A 20,721-nucleotide genomic window follows, 5' to 3' on the forward strand; every position below is an offset into this window, starting at 1 on the left:
GCCCATTGGCGGTTATATGCGTGAGTTCGACGCCGCTAAAAAAACGGATAGAAACAGAAATTCAGCGGGCGTTCCACCAAAGATGGCTGAGCCGTTTCCGCTGCCAAGCGCAACGATGTGCTCAGCGCCCATGTTCAAAGAATTAGCTACTTCGAGGCCAAACCATGCGTCGTTGGTTAATGTTTGCGGCAAGTGCGTGCTTGTTGGTATCCGCCCATTCCTACAGCGCGCCGACTTCGATAGCCCGTATCTCCGAGGCATATGCCCGACTCGTTGCACGGGATGCGTATTTTTGGGCATGGCCTATGGTCAATATCTACAATCGGCGGCTAGCCTTCCAACAGTCGCCGCAAGTCGGCCTCATGAATGGCGTCCTGCCCTTCGCTCCCCTGAATCGAATGGCAATGTTGCATGACTACATCAAGCCGGACCAGCGGTGGGTGGCATGTCCCAACCAGGATACCGTCTACGGAGCAGGCATTGCAGCATTAGACCAGACGCCCGTCGTTGTACAGGTACCTGATTTTGGTGATCGGTTTTGGGTTTATCAGATCGTTAACCTGAGAACGGATAGCTTTGCCAACCTCGGAAAGATGTATGGAAGCAAGCAGGGCTTTTATCTGATTGCCCGATCTGACTGGAAAGGTACGGTACCAAAGGGAATCCTTAAGGTCTTCAGGACGGAGACTGGAACGGCATTCGTCGTTCCACGGCTGTTTCAGGACGACACTGACGACGATCGCCGGAAGGTGCGCGCCGTCATTTCTGGCATCGACATGTACCCACTCTCCGAATATGACGGGAAAATGAAGCGCCATGACTGGGCCAATCTTCCACATCTCGCCTCGCCGACATCGGATAGCGGAAGCGGCGAAACCAGGTGGGTTTTCCCGGATAAATTCTTCGACGAACTGCCGGCGGTTCTGAGGGACGCACCTGCAATGCCCGGTGAGCAAGCCAAATATGCAGAAGCGCTTGCAGTCATCGCGGCCGCAAAAAAAGATCCCGCACTCAATGCAGCGATCGTTGATGAGGTGAACCGGGCGGACGCAGAAGTCGTCCAGCCGCTTCTGCAGTTCCGTAACTTCGGGGTTTCGCTGCCCGATTACTGGTCGACAGTGGACAATGGCGCCGCCTTTGGCATGGATTACTTCACGCGAACGGCAGTCGCCAAATCAAACATCCTGGTCAATAAGGCCCAGGAGACCAAATATTTCTATCAGGACCAGGATATTGACGGTCGACGCCTGACCTCGGGACATCGATACACGATCACATTCAAGCCGGGGCAAGAACCGCCTGTGACAGGCTTCTGGTCACTGACGCTCTACGACTCCGATCACTTTTTCGCAAAAAACTCGATCAATCGGTATTCGATTGGGACTAAGAACAAGAATCTTCGAAGAGCCGCGGATGGATCGCTCACCCTGTACGTTCAAGCTGATGAACCTTCGGATGCAGACAAGCGCGCGAATTGGTTGCCAGCTCCTGCCAGCGGAGACTTCTCGCTGTACCTTAGAGCGTATGGCCCCACCGAAACGATCCTCAAGGGATCCTGGACTCCTCCGGCTGTGAAAAAGATTGATTGAATACGACAGCCACGCCGGTATGAGAGTAACGGAGGCCGGACAGATTCTATTCACTTAAAGCTCAAGTATTCCTTATCAAATATCAATCATCCGCTCAAGTCACCGTGTTCGCGACAGTAGCAAAAGGGGAGTGTTGACCCTGCATTCGTGCCCGTGATATTGGTCGCCATACCTTGACAGTTTTCGAGCGCTTTCCTGATGCAGCCGACGAGACGCTTTATCACAACCTGCTTTCGGCTGAGACATTTATGGCGCGAAATATACAGTGCGTGAAATAATTCAAATGCGGTACAAAACCGGGATCAAGTACATTTCTCTTGTTGTTGTCGGTATTGGCTTCTCGATAGGTCAATCATCGATCGCGACCGCCACAGAAGGTGCGCTAGGTCGTCCAATTGCAGGTGCTTCTGTGGTGCCATCTGCCGGGGTCGTGCCGGACGAGCCCATCTGGCTGGTCAACCTGGGTGAGGCCTATCTCAATGGCAGCATTGGCCAGAGCCATTCGGTACCTATTGCGGGTAAGACATCATTGGGTGTCGAGGCCGAGGCGGCATTTACAATGGCGACGCTTATGAAAGTCTGGGGCACCGGAATCGGCGCGTGGAATTTCGCGTCAAGTGTCACCCTGCCGTATTTGTGGACAGAAGCGCGTGCGGCTTTCGCAGCCGGCCCGCGTCAAGTTGGCGTCGAACAAACGGCGTCCAATCTGTTTGATCTGAATTTCTCTCCAATCATTGCTGGCTATCAGCTCTCCAACACTGATCATATCGCGCTTAGTTTGAATATCTGGGCGCCGACGGGCCAATACGATTTTGGCTCGCTTGTAAATACGAGCCTGAATAACTGGACATTCACGCCGCAAATCGCGTACACCAAGTACGTGCCCGCATACAACCTTGAGTTCGATGCCGTCGCGGGTGTCCAGTTCTATACGCGCAATCACGCGACAAACTACCAGAACGCACCAATCTTCACGCTAGACGTCATGGCGGTCAAGCGCTTTACCAGTGGTCTGGGAGTCGGGCTCATCCTCGGCACAGTACAGCAACTGGGCAACGATAGCGGGCCTACGGCTGATGCGCTCAATGGCTTCGTCGGCCGCGACTTCGCGATGGGGCCAATCGTGACCTACGACACGAAGATCGGAGGCAAACATCCGTTTTCCTTCAGCTTCCGCTGGGTACCCACGGTAGCGAGCACAAGGCGGCTCAATAGTACAGCCACTTTCATGACGACTGCCACGATGGTGTTCTAAGCTGTTCTGTCGCGGCAGGACGACCTGGGAGGCCGATAACCGACTGACCTTAGAGTTGGCCCCCGACGCATGTGAGCAGTAACATGAGGTTCCCTCCCTCTATCGGAAATACCTCGATGCAAGTGCTGGTTGACGCAGACGCCTGCCCAGTTGTCGTCAAGGAGATGCTGTTTCGGGCCGCACGGCGTGTTGAAGTGTGTGTCACGCTGGTCGCAAACCAGTATTTGCGCACGCCACCTTCCCGTTTTATCAAGGCAATACAAGTGCCAGCGGGCTTCGACGCCGCCGATAACCGCATCGTCGAACTGGTCGCTAACGGTGACCTCGTGATTACAGCGGACATACCTCTTGCCGCCGCTGCTCTTGACAAGGGCGCTCATGTACTCGACCCGCGCGGAAGCTGGTTCAGCCGCGAAAATATCCAGGAGCGTCTAACAATGCGCGAGGTGATGGATCAGCTTCGCAGTTCAGGCATCGAGACGGGTGGACCGGCACCTTATACCCCGACCGATAGCAAGGTGTTCGCTGGACAATTGGACCGCTTTCTCGCACGTTACGGTGCTCCCCCAGGCGGCGTCGCCTGATGCGTGCTCGACACCACATTTCCTTTCGCCTGCATGCATTCCAGGTACGCGAGATCGTATCTTTGCTGCACGTTCAGTTGTGCAAGCGGCGCGTGCGCGTCGCTCGCAGCGTGCGTGTCCATGCCGCGCGCCAATTGATCCCTCGCATGCTGTCTACACTGCGCATCGTCCTGCAGAAAGTCGCTGAATGGCTTGTCATGCCCCGGCTTCACGGCCACGGCAGGCCCGAACGGCGGTGACACGCATCCGGTGGCAACCGAAAACACCGTCACCGCAAGTGCGATTCGATAGAGAAAATTCACGCGTGCGCACCTATCCGACGCCATCAACCAGCATCTGTGGCCCGGCTTGATCCACGATCGGCATCCGGACGCGGTGCGTCCGCAGCGGTCGCAGAGTGATCCGGTCTAACCCTTCACACAAACCACCTGCCGTAGCGTGTGTATTACCTCGACCAGGCTCCGCTGTGCGGCCATCACCGCGTCGATGTCCTTATAGGCCATCGGAATTTCATCAACGACTGCTGCATCCTTTCGGCATTCGACATGCAGCGTCGCGCTGATCTGGTCCTCGACCGTAAAGCGCCGCTTGGCCTCCTTCCGGCTCATCGCGCGCCCGGCGCCGTGACTGCACGAGCAGAAGCTCTCTTCATTGCCGAGGCCGCGAACGATGAAGCTCTTCGCGCCCATCGAACCGGGGATGATGCCGAACTCGCCCGCTCGCGCCGACAGTGCTCCTTTACGCGTGACGAAAACGTCGGCGCCGAAGTGCCGTTCCTTCTGCACGTAATTGTGGTGGCAGTTCACTGCGTGCTCGTCGATGGTGAAGGGTTTGTGGATAGCGGCGCGCACGGCATCGATTACGGCATTCATCATGACCTCACGGTTGCAGCGTGCGTATCGCTGTGCCCAGCCTACCGCTTCCACGTAATCATCGAAATGCCGGCTGCCTTCCTTGAAGTACGCGAGATCTTTGTCCGGAAGATTCGCAAGGTGTTGACGCATGTCGGTCTGGGCCAGCGTGATGAAGAGGCTCCCGATCGCGTTGCCCACGCCACGCGATCCGCTATGCAGCATGAACCAGACGCCGTGCTCTTCGTCGAGACATACTTCTATGAAGTGATTGCCTGTGCCGAGCGTGCCCACGTGCGTGCGGTTGTTCGTGCGCGCGAGAGAAGGATATTTGTCGACGATGCGCTGAAAACCTGGCGCCAGCAGCTTCCAGGCGTCGTCGACGGCGGGTGGCGGGTGCGACCATGCACCCGGGTCGCGTCGTCGTCCCCGCTCACCGCCGTGCGGCACCGCGCGCTCGATCGCGCTGCGCACGCCAGAAAGCGAGTCGGGCAGGTCCTCGGCCTTCAGCGTCGTGCGAACGGCCATCATTCCGCAGCCAATATCGACACCCACCGCCGCCGGGATGATCGCGCCCTGTGTCGGTATCACGCTGCCGATCGTCGACCCTTTGCCGACGTGCGCGTCCGGCATCGCGGCTACGTGCCTGAACACGAACGGCATGCGGGCTGTGTTTCTCAGTTGCCGGCGAGCCGCCTCCTCGATCGCTACACCCTGAGCCCACATCTTTACGGTCTTGCCGTTTGCCACTTCCATCAGTTGATAATCGACCAGGCTCATGTCTCCGCCCCTTCGTCAGCCTCGCTCATCGGCACTTGTCAGAGCACGGTGTACAACGGCTGACTGGCCCGGCTCGCACTGCACGCGGACCTCGCGTCAGCGGCCGGTCTTGCTTGAACCGACGCAATGGGTTGCGCCGCTCAGTGCGGCTCGCCAAGGCAGGCGTCGGCGACGTCGACGATCGGCTCGTTGTCCGCGTGGGCCTCGTGAAAGCGGTCGACACACTTGATCTGGCGCAGCGTCCACCATGTTCCCGGTGGATTGTGACCCAGCCACATCACGGTGGCGGCTACCTTGGTGCGCAAGCTCCATTCTCGCCAGTCGGCCCCCGTCGGCGAGAAGCGGCCGTGGGCGTCGGTATAGCTGGCGGGGTCGAGGCCGTAACGCATCAGATATGGCGGCCTGAAGCGATCTTCGCGCGATGGCGCGTCGCCGCGCGACGCTCGCGCCTGCTCGATCCCCTCGTCCCGGCTAAAATCGCTGACCGCGCGACTGATCACCGACAATTCGAACATCAGCGCTCCGCCAACCGCCATGCCCGTCGCGGCGATGCAAAGCACGAGCACCCAGAAAACGCGCCTTCCGGCTATCGATGTGCGCGCCATCTGAAATCTCCTTGCGCGGAGATGTGCTGCGCGGGCGGCGCTTCGCTTGTTGGAATCCTGATGACGCGAATCGGCGTTCTTCCGCGGAAACACAACTCGATTTCCGCTCTCTGAATTTTCTAAACATACCGCTTCATCGGTCGCCGGTCCAGCGTGCTCCATGCCCAACGCGGCAGCCTCACGCGATGCCGGCCTGAATGACTGATCGACCGACGGGCTACAATCATTCATCTGGAACTACTTGACGCAGATCGCCGCCTCGTTGCTCGCAGGCCTTGGGTTGCACGGGCCACCGTGTCGATCCCCGGCCAGTGATGGGTGATGATGTCGCCGGGAGCATGGCCGGCGCGATCGCGAGTGAGGTTTGGCATGCGCGCAAGACGCATTGCTCTCCGGGTTGCCGCCGTCGTCGCTTGCCTGATCGTCATCGGGCGCGTTACGGGCATCGTGGTCGACGCGCTGTGGTTTGCGTCGATCGGCTACGCCGATGTCTTCTGGACCATCTTCACCGCCAAGGCGCTGCTGTTCGTAGCCGTGTTCGCGGCTTCGGCGGCGTTGCTAGGGGTATCCGGATATATTGCGCATCGTTGCGCGCGCAGCGCCGGCGCGTGGCAAGTGGAAGCGCCCGCGCGGGACACATCGCAAGCCGTGAGCGATATCGTCGACCAGATCGCTCCGCACATTCGCTGGCACGCCTCGATTGCCGCTGCAGCGGTTCTTCTCGCGCTGTTGATCGCCGCAGGCGAGATGTCGAACTGGGACGTGACGCTGCGATTCCTTCACCAGGCGCGTTTCGGCGAGCGCGATCCCGTGTTCGGCAAAGACATCGGTTTCTATCTGTTCTCGCTGCCCGCTTATATCGCCGTCAAGAACTGGCTGCTGCAGGTACTGCTCTGCAGCGCGTTCGTCACCGGCATCATCTATCTGCTGCACGGCGACATCGCGCCCGGCCGGCCGCGCTGGCTCTCGCCTGCGGCCAGCGCCCACGGCTCGGCATTGCTCGGTGTGCTGTTCGCGCTGAAAGCCTGGTCGTACTGGCTCGACCGCTTTCTTCTGCTCTATGACGACAACGGTGTCGTGGTCGGCGCCGGCTATACCGACGTCCACGTCGAACTGCCCGTTCTGTGGCTGCTCATCGTCCTTTCCATCGCGGCCGCGATCGCCGCATGGATCAACCTGCGCGTTCGCAGCTATCGCGTGCCCGTTGTTTGCGTGCTGCTGGTCTTCGGCAGTTCGTTCGCGTTCGCGGTGATCTATTCGGCGCTGTTCCAGCGCTTTCACGTCAAACCGAACGAACTGCAGCTGGAGACGCCTTATATTGAGCGCAACATCGCGCTGACGCGCAAGGCCTATGGCCTCGCGCAGATCGAGGTCAAGCCGTTTCCTGCGGAGCTGGGGCTCACCGTCGCGTCGCTCGATGCCAATCGCGCAACCGTTGACAACATCCGGCTGTGGGACGTGCAGCCGCTCCTCGACACCTACGCGCAACTGCAGGAAATCCGGACCTACTACCGGTTTCTCGCGGTCGATATCGACCGCTACCGGCTCGGCTCCGGCTACCGCCAGGTCATGCTGACTGCGCGCGAACTTGAGCCGGCGCTGCTGCCGCCCAACGCACAGACGTGGGTGAACCTGCATCTGCTGTTCACGCATGGCAACGGCATCGTCATGTCGCCGGTGACGGAGAAATCCACGGAAGGCCTGCCTTCCCTCTACTTGCGCGACATTCCGCCCGTCGCCGACGGTGGCCCATCCATTCGCGAGCCGCGCATCTACTTCGGCGAAGGCGACGCGGGCTATGTGATCGTGAAGGGCAACGTGCCGGAGTTCGACTATCCGAAGGGCAATGACAACGTCTACACCACATACAGCGGACACGACGGCATCGCGATCGGCAGCGCCGCGCGGCGCGCGCTGTTCGCGTGGCAACTCGACGATCCGAATATCCTGCTTTCCAGCTACCTGACGGCCGCAAGCCGCATTCTGCTCCATCGCAACATTCAGGAGCGCGTCAGTACCATCGCGCCGTTTCTGCGCCTCGACCACGATCCATACATCGTCGCGAGTGAAGGCCGCCTCTTCTGGATGCAGGATGCGTACACGACGAGCCGCTGGTTCCCCTACGCGCAGCGCGGTGCTGGCGACGGCGCCAATTACATCCGCAATGCGGTGAAGATCGTCATCGACGCATACAACGGCACGGTCGACTTCTATGCGAGCGATCCCGCCGATCCGATCCTGCGCACATACGAACGCATTTTCCCGGGTGTCTTCAAACCGTTGAGCGCGATGCCGCCTGACCTGCAGCGTCATATCCGCTACCCGGAAGACCTGTTCCTGATCCAGGCGCAGGTGTACCGCGCATATCACATGGAAGCGTCCGAAGTGTTCTACAACCGGGAGGACCTCTGGCAGTTCCCGCGCGAGCTGTCCGGCATCAATGGTGCGAGCACCGGCGGCACGCCGATGACACCCTACTACACGATCATGCGCCTGCCTCGCACGCCGCGCGCCGAGTTCGTCCTCATGCTGCCGATGGTGCCGAGCCACCGCGAGAACATGATCGCGTGGCTTGCGGCCCGCTGCGACCCGCCCGACTACGGCAAGCTGACCGTCTACGCGTTCCCCAAGGACAAGCTCATCTACGGACCGTTTCAGATCGAGGCGCGCATCCAGCAGAACACGGTGATCTCGCAGCAGATCTCGCTATGGAATCAGATGGGCTCGCGCGTGGTCCGGGGTCATCTCGTCGTCGTGCCGATCGAGAATTCGATCCTCTATCTTTCGCCGCTCTATTTGCGAGCGGAGTCCGGCCAGTTGCCCGAACTGAAACGCGTGATCGCCGCTTACGGAGACCGGGTCGTGATGGAGGACACGCTCGGAGCGGCTCTCGCCGCGCTCTTCAACGAGACCGCCCCGGTCCCGAAGGCATCGACGGGAGGCACGGCGGACGCTCGCGCCCGCGAAGCGCTTGCGCACTACAACCGCGCGATCGAACGGTTAAAAGCGGGCGACTGGAGCGGCTTCGGCGCCGAACTGGACGCGTTGCGGCCCTTGCTCGAATCGCTCGGCGGCGGGCGTGCCGGCGACCACAAGTAATCTGATATCGCGCCGCTGCATGATGCCGTCGCCTTGATCGATCGAAGCGGCGCGCACCGATCGGTTCGACGCGAGGCCAGTCAGGTCTGAATGGCAGCCCCGAATGGAGTACGCCTTTCCAACAAGGCCATTTGCGCGCAGCCGTACCGCGCCGCGAACGCTGCAGGCATCCGCGATTGCAACCAGCGCACGGCGGATGGGTTCTCATACCCCATCCCGAACCTCATATAACGGCGCGTTCAGCCCGGCTTAACGCGTTCAGCGAGCCGGTCCGTTCCCGGAATGATTTCATCCCTTTATCTTTCAGAAACCTGATCGCAATTTGGCTGTTTTGCTGTGTTGTCCGCCGAAGCGCTTTTCGGTGTTTTAAGCGTTCGTGTCGTGGTCAGCCAGGAATGTCTATCGGCGTACCGTCGACTTCGCTGCCATATGCATCCGATAGCAGTGCCCGGCGCCTGATTCTATTTCGAAGCAACGTCAAACGATAGTTTCATCAAGCCAGCAGTGCGTCCGTGCCGGTGCGTGCAAGAGCGCGACGGCCGTACAAAACAACCTCATTGCGCGTGCCCCAGGCCAACACGCGCGCAACCCGTAAGGAGGCCACATGTTTGCTGCCGACGCGCCGACGACTTCTTCTTCTGCCTCGTCCCCTATTGGGCGCAGATTCCATACGGGCATCTCGATGCGTTCGCTGTCGCACTACACGCAATGCGAAGTCCACGCGCTCTGCAATCCCGTCGACCTCAGCGCCGAGGAACTCGCGCGGGTCGATTCGCTCGTCTCCGAGGTGCGCACGGTGCAGCGCGGCGCGAGCCTCTTTCGTGCGAACGATTCGTTCAGCAACCTCTATATTGTGCGCAGCGGCTCGTTCAAGACCGTCGTGATGCACCGCGACGGCCGCGAGCAGGTGACGGGATTCCAGATCCCGGGCGAAATGCTCGGGCTCGATGGCATCGTGCACGGGCGGCATCTGTGCGGCGCGATGGCGCTCGAACGCAGCACCGTCTGCGTGGTTCCGTTCGAACCGCTCGAAGACCTGTGCCGCGCAATCAAACCGATGCAGCGGCACCTGCACAAGGTCATGAGCCAGGAGATCGTGCGCGAGTCGAACATGATCATGCTGCTCGGCACGATGCGCGCCGACCAGCGTGTCGCCGCGTTCCTGCTGAATCTGGCCGGACGCTACGGCTCGCGTGGCTACTCCGACACCGAGTTCGTCATGCGCATGACGCGCGGCGAGATCGGCAGCTATCTCGGCATCACGCTTGAAACGGCAAGCCGCATGTTCTCGAAGCTGCAACACGAACGGCTCGTGCATGCGCGCGGCAAGCAGGTCCGCATTCTCGACAGCGACGGCCTCGCGCGCCTCTGATGCGTCATCCCGTACGGCGCTGCGCGGTGCGCTCAGCCGTCGTCGCCGAGCTGCACGAGCGGCGCGTGCAGCCGCACGGTTTGACGCAGCAGGATTATCCGCGTCGATGGCGCGCTGTTCACGTTGGACGAGACATTGGAAACCAGATCGGCAAGATCGTGGTGACGACCTGGTGCCATTCCCGAACGCATGGCAGAGGCACGCTGCGTTGCTGTCTCCATCGGATCTGCTTTCAACGGGCGGCGCGTGCATCCGCTGTTCGCGAGCTTCAAAAAGCGCACACACCGTGAAGGTCTGTGCGAAGCCGTCGAGGAAGCCCGACAGCGGAGGTATTCGAAATGAACCGACCTCGCTATCGGACTCAACCGCGATAGCGAGTCAGTTTCTAACTGACGCCGGCGGATAGGCCGACGGTGCGGCCTGCGTGCCGTTGTCGCCCGGACGGCCGCATATCAGGGACGGTTGTACATCGCGTCCCAGTCGGCCTTCGAGACGGCGGGACGGCTCGCATCCGATGAGCCGCTCGCGACGCCGCCCACGCCTGTCGCGGCATTCTGTGCAGCCACCTTCGCTTCAGCAGCCTGAATCTGCGCCGGGTAAGTCGCGTTGTCGCCATCGCCAGGGTGATAGCCGGCCTTTTCGAGCTGGACGAGTTCGGCGCGCACCTGCGCACGGGTAAGGGGCTGCGCTGCCTGCGCGAACGACGCAACGGGAGCGGCAAGGGCAGCGGCAATGACAACGGCTTGAATCAGGGACTTCATGATACCTACCTCCAGACTTTGCTTTATTCCTTCTACGAACAGCCCTGTTCGTAATCAGTGACTTCATTCTAGGTAAGTGCCCGCTTAAGATTAAGGCGGGTCTCAGGAAAGGATTGTTCCTGAAATCCGGGTGAAGCCCACGTTCACCACGTGCTGCCGTTGCCCGGTTGTGCATCATCCTCATCTGCTCTGCGTCCTATCAGAGGTCTTGCAAACAATCCTCGCACTGTTGCGCGCGCGGAAACGGCCAATCCTGCGGTCGTGCTGGCCAGGGTCGCAAAGTCCGTATGTATGCGCTGCCTGTTCGAGCGCCTGCGACTGTTCCAATCAAGGCATCGACCTACATCTCACACGGCAATGCACGCGCGCCGCGCAATCTGCGTCTGGCACTGGCCTTATTGAATGGTCAGATGAGTTGTCGTGAAACTGAATGACATATCTCTGTGCTTTGGTTATTGGCTACCCACTCGTACCATCTCGTTCGTGGTTGAGCCAATTTGCGAGGCACGCTTATGAACATGAAGCTTCCGTCTGTCGTCGTTTCCTATGTGCGCCAACTGCGCATTTCACTTTGCATCGGTGCACTGGTTTACTTCGCCTACGGAACGGGTACTTCGATGTGGGCAAGTCCCTGGTTGTCTGGAACAGCGATGTTCATGGCGCTCTGCGCGCCACTCTTCTCATTTCTCTGCAATTACGCTGACGCTGCGATGGCGCGCGTAACGGGCCTCGTCACGATGGGAAAGCTCGGCCGGCTCGTCGTACAGCTGACATTCAACCTGATTTTCATGTCAGCGGTTGTGCACGGTGGACTGGTCAGCCCCGTCGACATCGCGCACATTGGCGGCGTGCCTGGTGCTGCACTGATTGCCACACTCGTCTCGCAAGGTGTCCAGTATGTCGCTGTCCTGATTGCCAGCCGCGGTGTCGGCACGCGCGATGGCAACGTAACTCTGGGTTATCTCGTGAGTGTCTCTGTCATCGCGTTGTCGATGCTTGGGCATCCCGATCTCCAGCGTGGGTTTGAAATATCGAGCACGGCCTTCGGCGCTTTCATCCTTGCGCTTGGTCTGATCAAAGATGCGCGATGGCTGGCAGGACTTGCAATGAGGCGATCGTAATCCAGTCATACGCAAGTAGCGTCGCGGCACTCGGTATGTGCCCGTTGAATGATGGTGATTTAAATGTGCAGAGAGATTCAGATGATCGATAGTACTGCTTCTAAAAGCCTCAGCAAGATCATTGCCCAAAGCGTCGACCCCGCTGTCGCCGGGCCGGTATTCGTTAGAAGTGACATCCCCGAGGGACCCGTGGCATTCACGCCGACGCGTCAATACTATTGCGATGGGCGTCTGCTGGCTTATGAGATCACCGACGCTCAAATCTTCTGGACCTTGCTTCGGCACGCAAAGGCTGAACATGGTGATCACGGCGCGACAGTGCTACTTCCTGCCGTTGAATACTTCCGGAACAGGCGGCTATTCGTGTCACACGATGGCATGGCGGTTTTCGCCCTCGGCAACATGGAAGACACGCGCGGGTATCTCTCCAGTGTGTGCAAATCGCCGAAATACCCGGGATCCATGACACAACTGCTTCGGCTAGCGATTCAGGAGGGCGCTAACCACCTGTTCTGCTTCGATACATACCTGACGGCTTACTATCGCAGACTGGGTTTCAGACCCGTATGTCGTGTTTCGTTCGAGATGTTTGGCGAACCACGTGACTGGAATCGCGAAGCGTACCGAGGATACGGACCTGCCGGGAAAGCGGGTTGTCCGGACGTGAACTACTTCTGCTATGACCCCTGCCAGCCGCTGTCATGCGCTGCCCATCCCGTCGACGGTTTGTTGGGCAGTACCGATATCCCGTACGCTTCCTCGCTACAGCAGGCCAAAGACATCCTGAAAGGAGAAGTGCAGAGGGTATCGGCGCTGCAGTAACGCCGCGCAAGGGCCACCGGCCTCGCTCATTGCGGCGACGATCACGATGATTACTGCATCTGCATTTCGGTGAAATCGATCGCGGCTTCGGGCACATATGCGGGCAGTCGCGGATGCGTGGCCCGAACTGCTGCGGCAAAGCTAGGTCGGGCAGTAACCGCGAGACACTGCGGCGCCCGACCGGTCGCCTCGGTGTGTGCCGGGTTGTTCGTCGATTACCTGATATGCGTTCCGAACCCCTGACTTGTCCATGTCAACATGATGAGGCTATAATTGCGCCCACTTCTTCGGGGAGTAGCCGCCCGGTGCGCGACGTACCGGGGCGCACGTCAACATACTTGTGGCCGAAAGGCGACATGGCGTGTGCAGCAATCGCCTGGCAAGACCGATGATGCCTGTCCCAACCTGACCGGGTCGCGGGGGCGCGCATCATCGTCGTGTCACAGTGCGGCCCGGTTACAAACACCCCACATGGAATCGTTCCTCGTTTCAACCAGCATCGTCGGTCTTGCAGAAATCGGCGACAAGACCCAGCTTCTCTCGCTCGTGCTCGCCGCGCGTTTTCGCAAGCCTGTTCCCATCGTGCTGGGCGTGCTCGTCGCCACGCTGATCAACCATGCTGGATCGGGCGCACTCGGCGCCTGGCTTGCAAGCGTCATCAATCCGCATGTGATGAACTGGGCCGTGGTCGCGTCGTTTGCACTGATGGCCGTGTGGATTCTCATCCCCGACAAGCTCGACGAAGCGCAGGCTGTTACCACCAAACGTTCGATGGGTGTCTTCGGCACGACGGCGCTCACGTTCTTCCTCGCGGAGATGGGTGACAAGACGCAGATCGTGACCATTGCGCTGGCCGCGCGTTTTCATGAATTCTTTGGCGTCGTCGCGGGCACGACGCTGGGCATGATGCTCGCGAATGTTCCCGTGATCTACTTGGGCCATCGTTTCGCGGACCGTCTGCCGACGAAGGCGGTGCACGTGATTGCCGCGATCATCTTTGTGGTACTCGGTGGACTGGCGCTGCGAACCGCGCTTTATCCGGATGCACATCCGATGTTTTGACCAAGTATCGGCGATGCGTCGAACCTGTCATCGCACAGTTGGTAGCGACATGATGCGCAGCGAACTTGCCAGCGTTCATTCGCGGCGTTCGCTGCGTTGGCATTTCTGAGCGCGCCGCCGCTCGCCTCCAACACGCGGGAGATAACGGCAAGTTATCACCCGCGCAGCAGCTTTCATTATTCAACGGTGCCCAGTTTCCCTACATTGTTCGGCAGACGCAAAGTAGCCGGGTCAACAGGAACGAGGAATCACACATGAAATTGCTGCGATATGGCGCCCGTGGTCACGAAAAACCCGGCATTCTCGACCGCCATCACGTAATCCGCGACCTGTCCGGCGTGATCGACGATATCGCCGGCCCGACGCTGTTGCCTGAGTCGTTGGAGCGGCTTCGCCACATCGATGTCGAGTCCTTGCCCGTCGTCTGCGCCGAAGAGCGGATTGGGCCATGTGTGGGGCAAATCGGCAAATTCATCTGCATCGGCTTGAACTACGCGGACCATGCCGCCGAATCGAAGCTGCCAGTGCCGGGCGAGCCCGTCGTGTTCGGCAAATGGACCTCGGCGGTGGTCGGTCCCAACGACGACGTGCGCATTCCGCGCGGCTCGCAGAAGACCGATTGGGAAGTGGAACTCGGCGTCGTGATTGGCAAGAGCGGCGCTTACATCGACGAGGCGGACGCGCTCGGCCATGTCGCCGGCTACTGCGTCGTCAACGACGTATCCGAGCGCGAATATCAGATCGAGCGCGGTGGCACATGGGACAAAGGCAAGGGCTGCGATACGTTCGGCCCGATCGGCCCGTGGCTCGTCACTGCCGACGAGGTGCCCGATCCGCAGCGCCTGCACCTCTGGCTCGAAGTGGACGGCAAGCGTTATCAGAATGGCAGCACGAGCACGATGATCTTCAACGTCGCGCAAATCGTTTCGTACCTGAGCCGCTTCATGAGCCTGCAACCGGGCGACGTGATCTCGACGGGCACGCCGCCAGGCGTCGGCATGGGGCAGAAGCCTGAGCCCGTTTATCTGCGGGCGGGGCAGATGATCCGTCTGGGTATCGAAGGGCTGGGCGAGCAGCAGCAGCGAACCGTCGCGGCCTGATGCAACATCGCGCGACTTACGGAGTAGAGAAGCCGATACTTCATGTCGTGACATGACACGGCAAAAAACGGACAAAGGGCTGTGCGCATGCGATGCACGCGCTGCACTGTGTACGGCTGTCCTTCCAAAGGAGACGAACATGACTTCACAACGCATTCCACGCTATCGCGGCATCTTTCCCGTGGTGCCGACGACCTTCACCGAAACAGGCGCGCTCGATCTGGACAGCCAGAAGCGCGTCGTCGATTTCATGATCGACGCGGGCTCCGACGGCCTGTGCATACTCGCGAACTTCTCCGAGCAGTTCGCACTTTCCGACGACGAACGCGAGACGCTGACGCGTGTGATGCTCGAACACGTGGCGGGCCGCGTGCCCGTCATCGTGACGACGAGCCATTACAGCAGCGCAGTGTGCATTGAACGCAGCCGCCGTGCGCAAGCGCAGGGCGCATCGATGCTGATGGTGATGCCGCCATATCATGGCGCGACGTTCCGCGTGCCCGAGACGCAGATCTACGAGTTCTATGCGCGCCTGTCGGATAGCGTGAGCATTCCCGTCATGATTCAGGATGCGCCCGCGAGCGGCACGGTGCTGTCGGCTGCGTTCCTCGCGCGGATGGCCTGTGAAATCGAACAGGTGTCGTACTTCAAGATCGAAACGCCCGGCGCGGCAGCCAAGCTGCGCGAGCTGATCCGCCTTGGCGGCGATGCCGTGGAAGGTCCGTGGGACGGCGAGGAAGCAATCACGCTGTTCGCGGACCTCAACGCGGGCGCGACGGGCTCGATGACGGGCGGCGGTTATCCCGACGGCATTCGCCCGATCCTCGAAGCCTTCCGCGAAGGCAGGCGCGATGAGGCATTCGTGCATTATCAGCGCTGGCTGCCGCTGATCAACCACGAAAACCGGCAGACGGGGCTGCTCGCCGCGAAGGCGCTGATGAAGGAGGGCGGCGTGATCGCGTGCGATAGCCCGCGTCATCCGCTGCCGCCGATGCATCCGGACACGCGTGCCGAACTGATCGACATTGCGCGCCGTCTCGATCCGCTCGTGCTGCGCTGGGGCAAGTGAGGGCAGGCGGCGTTGGGGGCTGCGGAAAGGGGATTCGAACCGGGTCCGCGAACGCGCAACCCGTATCGCAGTCGTTCGATCCCGCCGAGATCGAACACGGCCAGTTTGACGCGCATCTGCCGCCGTTCGGCATCGCTATAGCGCCGCTCGTCGTTGTGGTCCGCGCGAGCTTCGCGATGAATATGATCGCGTGGCCGCGTATCGATCCATCGTATCTCGCCGATGCGCGTTGGGGCGGGACGCTCTAGCTACGATTGGGCTGCGTGCAACTCGCAGGTCCGGGCGGGCATCTTCAACGATGCCGCCCGGACGCAACCCGCCCGAATGAAGCCACAGGCGGTAGCCAAATCAAACGGCGGGCACCCGCACCCACCCTTCCATCAACACGCGCGCGCTGCGGCTCATGACGGCCTTCTTCACCGCCCACTCGCCGTCGATTTCACTCGCCTCGGCGCCCACCCGCAGTGTCCCTGACGGATGACCGAAGCGCACCGCCTGACGCTCGCCGCCGCCCGCCGCGAGATTCACGAGCGTGCCCGGAATCGCCGCTGCCGTGGCGATGGCGACAGCCGCCGTGCCCATCATCGCGTGATGCAGCTTGCCCATCGACATCGCGCGCACGAGCAGATCGACATCGCCCGCATTGACCGGCTTGCCGCTCGACGCCGTGTAATCCGCCGGGCGCGCGACGAACGCGACTTTCGGCGTGTGCTGGCGGCTCGCGATTTCATCGAGGTTCTTGATGAGCCCCATGCGCAGCGCGCCATGCGCGCGAATCGTCTCGAACTTCTTCAGCGCCGCTTCGTCGCTGTTGATGGCGTCCTGCAGTTCCGTGCCCGCGTAGCCGATCGCGTCGGCATTCACGAAGATCGTCGGAATGCCCGCGTTGATCATCGTGGCCTTGAGCGTGCCGACGCCCGGCACGTCGAGATCGTCGACGAGATGGCCCGTCGGGAACATCGCACCCTGGGCGCCTTCTTCTTCGGCGGCCGGGTCGAGGAATTCGAGCTGGACTTCAGCGGCGGGGAATGTCACGCCGTCGAGCTCGAAGTCGCCCGTTTCCTGCACGGCGCCGTTGGTCATCGGCACGTGTGCGATGATCGTCTTGCCGATATTCGCCTGCCAGATGCGCACGATCGCGATGCCGTTATCCAGCACGCGGTCGGGATCGATCAGCCCGCTGGTGATCGCGAACGGGCCCACGGCCGCCGACAGGTTGCCGCAGTTGCCGCTCCAGTCGACGAACGGCTTGTCGATCGCCACCTGGCCGAACAGGTAATCGACATCGTGATCGGGCTTGCTGCTCTTCGCGACGATCACCGTCTTGCTGGTGCTCGACGTCGCGCCCCCCATGCCGTCGATCTGCTTGCCGTATGGATCGGGGCTGCCGATCACGCGCATCAGCAATGCATCGCGCGCCGCGCCCGGCGTCTGCGCGGCTTCGGGCAGATCCTTGAGGCGGAAGAACACGCCTTTGCTGGTGCCGCCGCGAATGTAGGTCGCGGGAATCCTGATCTGAGGTGCGTGTGCCATGTTTTGTGATCCTGATGCCTCTGATGAGAGGCGGGCGGTGCATTGCGCACCGCCCGCCATGATGCGTGAATGAAACGAAGCGCGTTACGCAACGGCCTTCGACGACTCCAGGAAGTCTTGTGCGAATCGCTGCAGCACGCCGCCCGCTTCATAGATCGACACTTCTTCAGCCGTATCGAGACGGCAGGTGACGGCTGCTTCGACGCGCTCGCCGTTCGCACGATGGATCACGAGCGTGAGATCGGCGCGCGGCTTGCGCTCGCCGATCACATCGTAGGTTTCGGTGCCGTCGATGCCCAGCGTGAGACGGTTGACGCCCGGCTTGAACTCGAGCGGCAGCACGCCCATGCCGATCAGGTTCGTGCGGTGGATACGCTCGAAGCCTTCCGCGACGATCGCTTCCACGCCCGCGAGCCGCACGCCTTTCGCGGCCCAGTCGCGCGACGAACCCTGGCCGTAATCCGCGCCCGCAACGATGATGAGCGGCTGCTTGCGCTCCATGTAGGTTTCGATGGCCTCCCACATGCGCGTGACCTTGCCTTCGGGTTCGATGCGCGCGAGCGACCCCTTCTTCTGCTGACCATCGACGACAGCCATTTCGTTGATCAGCGTCGGGTTCGCGAATGTTGCGCGCTGCGCGGTGAGGTGATCGCCGCGATGCGTTGCGTACGAGTTGAAGTCCTCTTCGGGCAGGCCCATTTTCGCGAGGTATTCGCCCGCTGCGCTGTTCGCGAGAATCGCGTTCGACGGCGACAGGTGATCCGTCGTGATGTTGTCGCCGAGCACGGCGAGCGGGCGCATGCCCTGCAACGTGCGCTCGCCGGCGAGCGCGCCTTCCCAATAGGGCGGACGGCGAATATACGTGCTTTGCGCGCGCCAGTCGTACAGCGGGCTGATCGGCTCGCCGCTTGCGCGCGTGACGGCGAACATCGGCTCGTAGACCTTGCGGAACTGCTCGGGCTTCACGCTCGTCTTGACGATCGCGTCGATCTCTTCGTCGCTTGGCCAGATGTCCTTCAGATAGACGGGCTTGCCGTCCTTGCCGGTGCCGAGCACATCGCGTTCGATGTCGAAGCGGATCGTGCCCGCAATCGCATACGCGACGACGAGCGGCGGCGATGCAAGAAACGCCTGCTTCGCATACGGGTGAATGCGGCCATCGAAATTGCGATTGCCCGACAGCACGGCCGTCGCGTACAGATCGCGATCGACGATTTCCTGCTGGATCGCAGGATCGAGCGCGCCCGACATGCCGTTGCATGTCGTGCATGCAAACGCGACGATGCCGAAGCCGAGCTGTTCGAGCTCGGGCAGCAGCTTCGCTTCCTCCAGATACAGTTCGACGGCCTTCGATCCAGGCGCGAGCGACGACTTGACCCAGGGCTTGCGCGTCAGGCCGCGCGCATTCGCATTGCGCGCCAGCAAGCCCGCTGCGATCACATTGCGCGGATTGCTGGTATTCGTGCAGCTCGTGATCGCCGCGATGATGACGGCGCCATCGGGCATCTGGCCCGGCACTTCTTCCCATTTGCCCGCGATGCCGCGCTCGGCGAGCGCGGAAGTCGGCAGACGCTTGTGCGGGTTCGAGGGGCCCGCCATGTTGCGCACGACCGTCGACAGATCGAACTTCAGCACGCGCTCGTACTCGGCGTGCTGAAGCGTTTCGGCCCACAGGCCCGCCGTCTTCGCGTATGTTTCGACGAGCTTCACTTGCGCGTCGTCGCGGCCCGTCAGGCGCAGATAGTCGATGGTCTGCTCGTCGATGAAGAACATCGCGGCCGTCGCGCCGTACTCGGGCGCCATGTTGGAGATCGTCGCGCGGTCGCCGAGCGTGAGGCTCGACGCGCCGACGCCGCGAAACTCCAGATACGCGCCGACCACTTTTTCCTTGCGCAGGAATTCCGTCAGCGCGAGCACGATGTCGGTTGCGGTGATGCCCGGCTGACGCTTGCCGGACAACTCGACGCCGACGATATCGGGCAGGCGCATCCACGACGCGCGGCCCAGCATCACGTTCTCCGCCTCCAGCCCGCCGACGCCGACGGCGATCACGCCGAGCGCATCGACGTGCGGCGTGTGGCTGTCCGTGCCGACGAGCGTATCGGGATACGCGACGCCATCGACGGCATGGATGACGGGCGACATCCGCTCCAGGTTGATCTGGTGCATGATGCCGTTGCCCGGCGGAATCACGTCGACGTTCTTGAACGCCTTCTTGGTCCAGTTGATGAAGTCGAAGCGGTCTTCGTTGCGCCGGTCTTCGATCGCGCGGTTCTTCGCGAACGCATCCGGGTCGAAGCCGCCGCATTCGACGGCGAGCGAGTGATCGACGATCAGCTGCACGGGCACGACAGGGTTCACCTTCGCGGGGTCGCCGCCCTGGTCGGCGATCGCGTCGCGCAGCCCGGCGAGATCGACGAGGGCAGTCTGGCCGAGAATGTCATGACACACGACGCGCGCCGGAAACCACGGAAAATCCAGTTCGCGCTTGCGCTCGACGATCTGCTTGAGCGAATCCGTCAGCGTCGCCGGATCGCAGCGGCGCACGAGATTTTCCGCGTGCACGCGCGACGTGTACGGCAGCTTGTCGTAGGCGCCCGGTTGGATCGCCTCGACGGCGGCGCGTGTGTCGTAGTAGTCCAGCGACGTGCCGGGCAGCGGTTTGCGGTATGCAGTATTCATGACGTAGGGACACATGCGGTGTTAATCGGGAGCGCCGCGCCGACGGCGCGGCATTCCTTTGAGCGGAGGCTGTTTCGCTGCGGCTCTTCTCGCGAAGTTTAGCGCGTGAACGGGCAGCGGGGTGGAGCAAAAGGTGCGGCACGAAAAAGCAGCCCTGGCCCGCGGGTTGACGAGCCAAGGCCCAACTACGTCGCGTCTCTCGCGTCCGCGACAGTAACCATGTTGGCTGGGATCAGGCTGAGCGCCGATGCTCAGGCGCGCTTCGCGAGCGGCACGAACTCGAGATCGTCGGGACCCGTGTAATTCGCGCTCGGGCGGATGATCTTGTTGTCGATGCGCTGCTCGATGATATGCGCGGCCCAGCCGGAGGTGCGCGAAATCACGAACAGCGGCGTGAACATCGCGGTCGGCACGCCCATCATGTGGTACGACACGG

General features: G+C 61.2%; 18 protein-coding genes and 1 riboswitch. Of the genes, 11 read left to right on the top strand and 7 right to left on the bottom strand.

The features are described 5' to 3' along the window. Positions 1–305: 305 nt before the first annotated feature. The 3 genes from J8I87_RS36690 to J8I87_RS36700 all read left to right on the top strand — a co-directional run bounded on the left by J8I87_RS36690 (position 306) and on the right by J8I87_RS36700 (position 3,428). The gene (locus J8I87_RS36690; RefSeq protein ID WP_245254417.1) at positions 306–1,589 is read left to right on the top strand and encodes a DUF1214 domain-containing protein; all 1,284 of its coding nucleotides are present in this window, start codon (positions 306–308) and stop codon (positions 1,587–1,589) included. Positions 1,590–1,872: 283 nt separating this feature from the next. Beyond that, entirely contained in the window at positions 1,873–2,844 is a 972-nt protein-coding gene (locus J8I87_RS36695) for a transporter (RefSeq protein ID WP_209937239.1), read from the top strand. 116 nt (positions 2,845–2,960) lie between these two features. Next, positions 2,961–3,428 (top strand): YaiI/YqxD family protein, encoded by a 468-nt coding sequence (locus J8I87_RS36700; RefSeq protein WP_209937240.1) that lies wholly within the window; start codon positions 2,961–2,963, stop codon positions 3,426–3,428. Between the two features lie 407 nt (positions 3,429–3,835). Here J8I87_RS36700 and J8I87_RS36705 read toward each other — a convergent pair whose 3' ends face one another. Together J8I87_RS36705 and J8I87_RS36710 are read right to left on the bottom strand one after the other, a co-directional pair. Continuing rightward, positions 3,836–5,059 (bottom strand): RtcB family protein, encoded by a 1,224-nt coding sequence (locus J8I87_RS36705; protein WP_209937241.1) that lies wholly within the window; start codon positions 5,057–5,059, stop codon positions 3,836–3,838. Between the two features lie 140 nt (positions 5,060–5,199). After that, positions 5,200–5,664 carry a hypothetical protein gene (locus J8I87_RS36710; RefSeq protein ID WP_209937242.1) on the bottom strand — a complete coding sequence of 155 codons (465 nt, stop codon included), beginning with the start codon at positions 5,662–5,664 and terminating at the stop codon, positions 5,200–5,202. Between the two features lie 369 nt (positions 5,665–6,033). On the opposite strand from J8I87_RS36710, the gene J8I87_RS36715 reads away from it, so the two are divergent. Continuing rightward, on the top strand, positions 6,034–8,763 hold the full coding sequence (locus J8I87_RS36715) for a UPF0182 family protein (RefSeq protein ID WP_245254418.1): 2,730 nt from the start codon (positions 6,034–6,036) through the stop codon (positions 8,761–8,763). 604 nt (positions 8,764–9,367) lie between these two features. Beyond that, on the top strand, positions 9,368–10,135 hold the full coding sequence (locus tag J8I87_RS36720; RefSeq protein WP_209937243.1) for a helix-turn-helix domain-containing protein: 768 nt from the start codon (positions 9,368–9,370) through the stop codon (positions 10,133–10,135). A gap of 32 nt (positions 10,136–10,167) precedes the next feature. Here the strand turns inward: J8I87_RS36720 and J8I87_RS36725 are convergent, their stop codons facing one another. Together J8I87_RS36725 and J8I87_RS36730 are read right to left on the bottom strand one after the other, a co-directional pair. Beyond that, complete coding sequence (locus J8I87_RS36725) at positions 10,168–10,356, bottom strand: hypothetical protein (protein ID WP_209937245.1); 189 nt, start codon at positions 10,354–10,356, stop codon at positions 10,168–10,170. Between the two features lie 231 nt (positions 10,357–10,587). Continuing rightward, positions 10,588–10,896, bottom strand: coding sequence for a DUF4148 domain-containing protein (locus tag J8I87_RS36730; RefSeq protein WP_209937246.1), 309 nt, complete (start codon positions 10,894–10,896; stop codon positions 10,588–10,590). A gap of 512 nt (positions 10,897–11,408) precedes the next feature. Here J8I87_RS36730 and J8I87_RS36735 point away from each other — a divergent pair. The 6 genes from J8I87_RS36735 to J8I87_RS36760 all read left to right on the top strand — a co-directional run bounded on the left by J8I87_RS36735 (position 11,409) and on the right by J8I87_RS36760 (position 16,318). Continuing rightward, complete coding sequence (locus tag J8I87_RS36735; RefSeq protein WP_209937247.1) at positions 11,409–12,017, top strand: hypothetical protein; 609 nt, start codon at positions 11,409–11,411, stop codon at positions 12,015–12,017. An 81-nt stretch (positions 12,018–12,098) separates the two neighbouring features. Next, positions 12,099–12,839 carry a hypothetical protein gene (locus J8I87_RS36740; protein WP_209937248.1) on the top strand — a complete coding sequence of 247 codons (741 nt, stop codon included), beginning with the start codon at positions 12,099–12,101 and terminating at the stop codon, positions 12,837–12,839. Between the two features lie 277 nt (positions 12,840–13,116). After that, positions 13,117–13,297, top strand: a riboswitch (yybP-ykoY riboswitch). Between the two features lie 13 nt (positions 13,298–13,310). Beyond that, entirely contained in the window at positions 13,311–13,901 is a 591-nt protein-coding gene (locus J8I87_RS36745) for a TMEM165/GDT1 family protein (protein ID WP_209937249.1), read from the top strand. A 254-nt stretch (positions 13,902–14,155) separates the two neighbouring features. After that, positions 14,156–15,001, top strand: coding sequence for an ureidoglycolate lyase (locus J8I87_RS36750; protein ID WP_209937251.1), 846 nt, complete (start codon positions 14,156–14,158; stop codon positions 14,999–15,001). Positions 15,002–15,140: 139 nt separating this feature from the next. Continuing rightward, complete coding sequence (locus J8I87_RS36755) at positions 15,141–16,070, top strand: dihydrodipicolinate synthase family protein (protein ID WP_209937252.1); 930 nt, start codon at positions 15,141–15,143, stop codon at positions 16,068–16,070. Then, positions 16,067–16,318, top strand: coding sequence for a hypothetical protein (locus J8I87_RS36760; RefSeq protein ID WP_209937253.1), 252 nt, complete (start codon positions 16,067–16,069; stop codon positions 16,316–16,318). Before J8I87_RS36755 ends, J8I87_RS36760 begins: the two co-directional genes overlap by 4 nt. 100 nt (positions 16,319–16,418) lie before the next feature. On the opposite strand, the gene prpF is transcribed toward J8I87_RS36760, so the two are convergent. The 3 genes from prpF to J8I87_RS36775 form a co-directional block, all read right to left on the bottom strand. Continuing rightward, positions 16,419–17,603: a 2-methylaconitate cis-trans isomerase PrpF gene (gene prpF, locus J8I87_RS36765; protein WP_209937254.1), complete on the bottom strand. Its 1,185-nt coding sequence runs from the start codon at positions 17,601–17,603 to the stop codon at positions 16,419–16,421. A gap of 84 nt (positions 17,604–17,687) precedes the next feature. Then, on the bottom strand, positions 17,688–20,285 hold the full coding sequence (acnD, locus tag J8I87_RS36770; protein WP_209937255.1) for a Fe/S-dependent 2-methylisocitrate dehydratase AcnD: 2,598 nt from the start codon (positions 20,283–20,285) through the stop codon (positions 17,688–17,690). Between the two features lie 251 nt (positions 20,286–20,536). Next, positions 20,537–20,721: citrate/2-methylcitrate synthase (locus tag J8I87_RS36775; RefSeq protein ID WP_280923134.1), on the bottom strand; the 185-nt coding region annotated here is incomplete at its 5' end.

This window comes from Paraburkholderia sp. LEh10 (genome assembly GCF_017814945.1).
Classification (GTDB): Bacteria; Pseudomonadota; Gammaproteobacteria; order Burkholderiales; family Burkholderiaceae; genus Paraburkholderia.

Excerpts from the sequence above, each read along its gene's own strand:
- J8I87_RS36705 (WP_209937241.1), bottom strand. The coding sequence starts at position 5,059 with ATGAGCCTGGTCGATTATCAACTGATGGAAGTGGCAAACGGCAAGACC.
- J8I87_RS36755 (WP_209937252.1), top strand. The coding sequence starts at position 15,141 with ATGACTTCACAACGCATTCCACGCTATCGCGGCATCTTTCCCGTGGTG.
- prpF (WP_209937254.1), bottom strand. The coding sequence starts at position 17,603 with ATGGCACACGCACCTCAGATCAGGATTCCCGCGACCTACATTCGCGGC.
- J8I87_RS36725 (WP_209937245.1), bottom strand. The coding sequence starts at position 10,356 with ATGGAGACAGCAACGCAGCGTGCCTCTGCCATGCGTTCGGGAATGGCA.
- J8I87_RS36750 (WP_209937251.1), top strand. The coding sequence starts at position 14,156 with ATGAAATTGCTGCGATATGGCGCCCGTGGTCACGAAAAACCCGGCATT.
- J8I87_RS36745 (WP_209937249.1), top strand. The coding sequence starts at position 13,311 with ATGGAATCGTTCCTCGTTTCAACCAGCATCGTCGGTCTTGCAGAAATC.
- J8I87_RS36715 (WP_245254418.1), top strand. The coding sequence starts at position 6,034 with ATGCGCGCAAGACGCATTGCTCTCCGGGTTGCCGCCGTCGTCGCTTGC.
- J8I87_RS36710 (WP_209937242.1), bottom strand. The coding sequence starts at position 5,664 with ATGGCGCGCACATCGATAGCCGGAAGGCGCGTTTTCTGGGTGCTCGTG.
- J8I87_RS36720 (WP_209937243.1), top strand. The coding sequence starts at position 9,368 with ATGTTTGCTGCCGACGCGCCGACGACTTCTTCTTCTGCCTCGTCCCCT.
- J8I87_RS36700 (WP_209937240.1), top strand. The coding sequence starts at position 2,961 with ATGCAAGTGCTGGTTGACGCAGACGCCTGCCCAGTTGTCGTCAAGGAG.
- J8I87_RS36695 (WP_209937239.1), top strand. The coding sequence starts at position 1,873 with ATGCGGTACAAAACCGGGATCAAGTACATTTCTCTTGTTGTTGTCGGT.
- J8I87_RS36730 (WP_209937246.1), bottom strand. The coding sequence starts at position 10,896 with ATGAAGTCCCTGATTCAAGCCGTTGTCATTGCCGCTGCCCTTGCCGCT.
- J8I87_RS36740 (WP_209937248.1), top strand. The coding sequence starts at position 12,099 with ATGATCGATAGTACTGCTTCTAAAAGCCTCAGCAAGATCATTGCCCAA.
- J8I87_RS36690 (WP_245254417.1), top strand. The coding sequence starts at position 306 with ATGGTCAATATCTACAATCGGCGGCTAGCCTTCCAACAGTCGCCGCAA.
- J8I87_RS36735 (WP_209937247.1), top strand. The coding sequence starts at position 11,409 with ATGAACATGAAGCTTCCGTCTGTCGTCGTTTCCTATGTGCGCCAACTG.
- acnD (WP_209937255.1), bottom strand. The coding sequence starts at position 20,285 with ATGAATACTGCATACCGCAAACCGCTGCCCGGCACGTCGCTGGACTAC.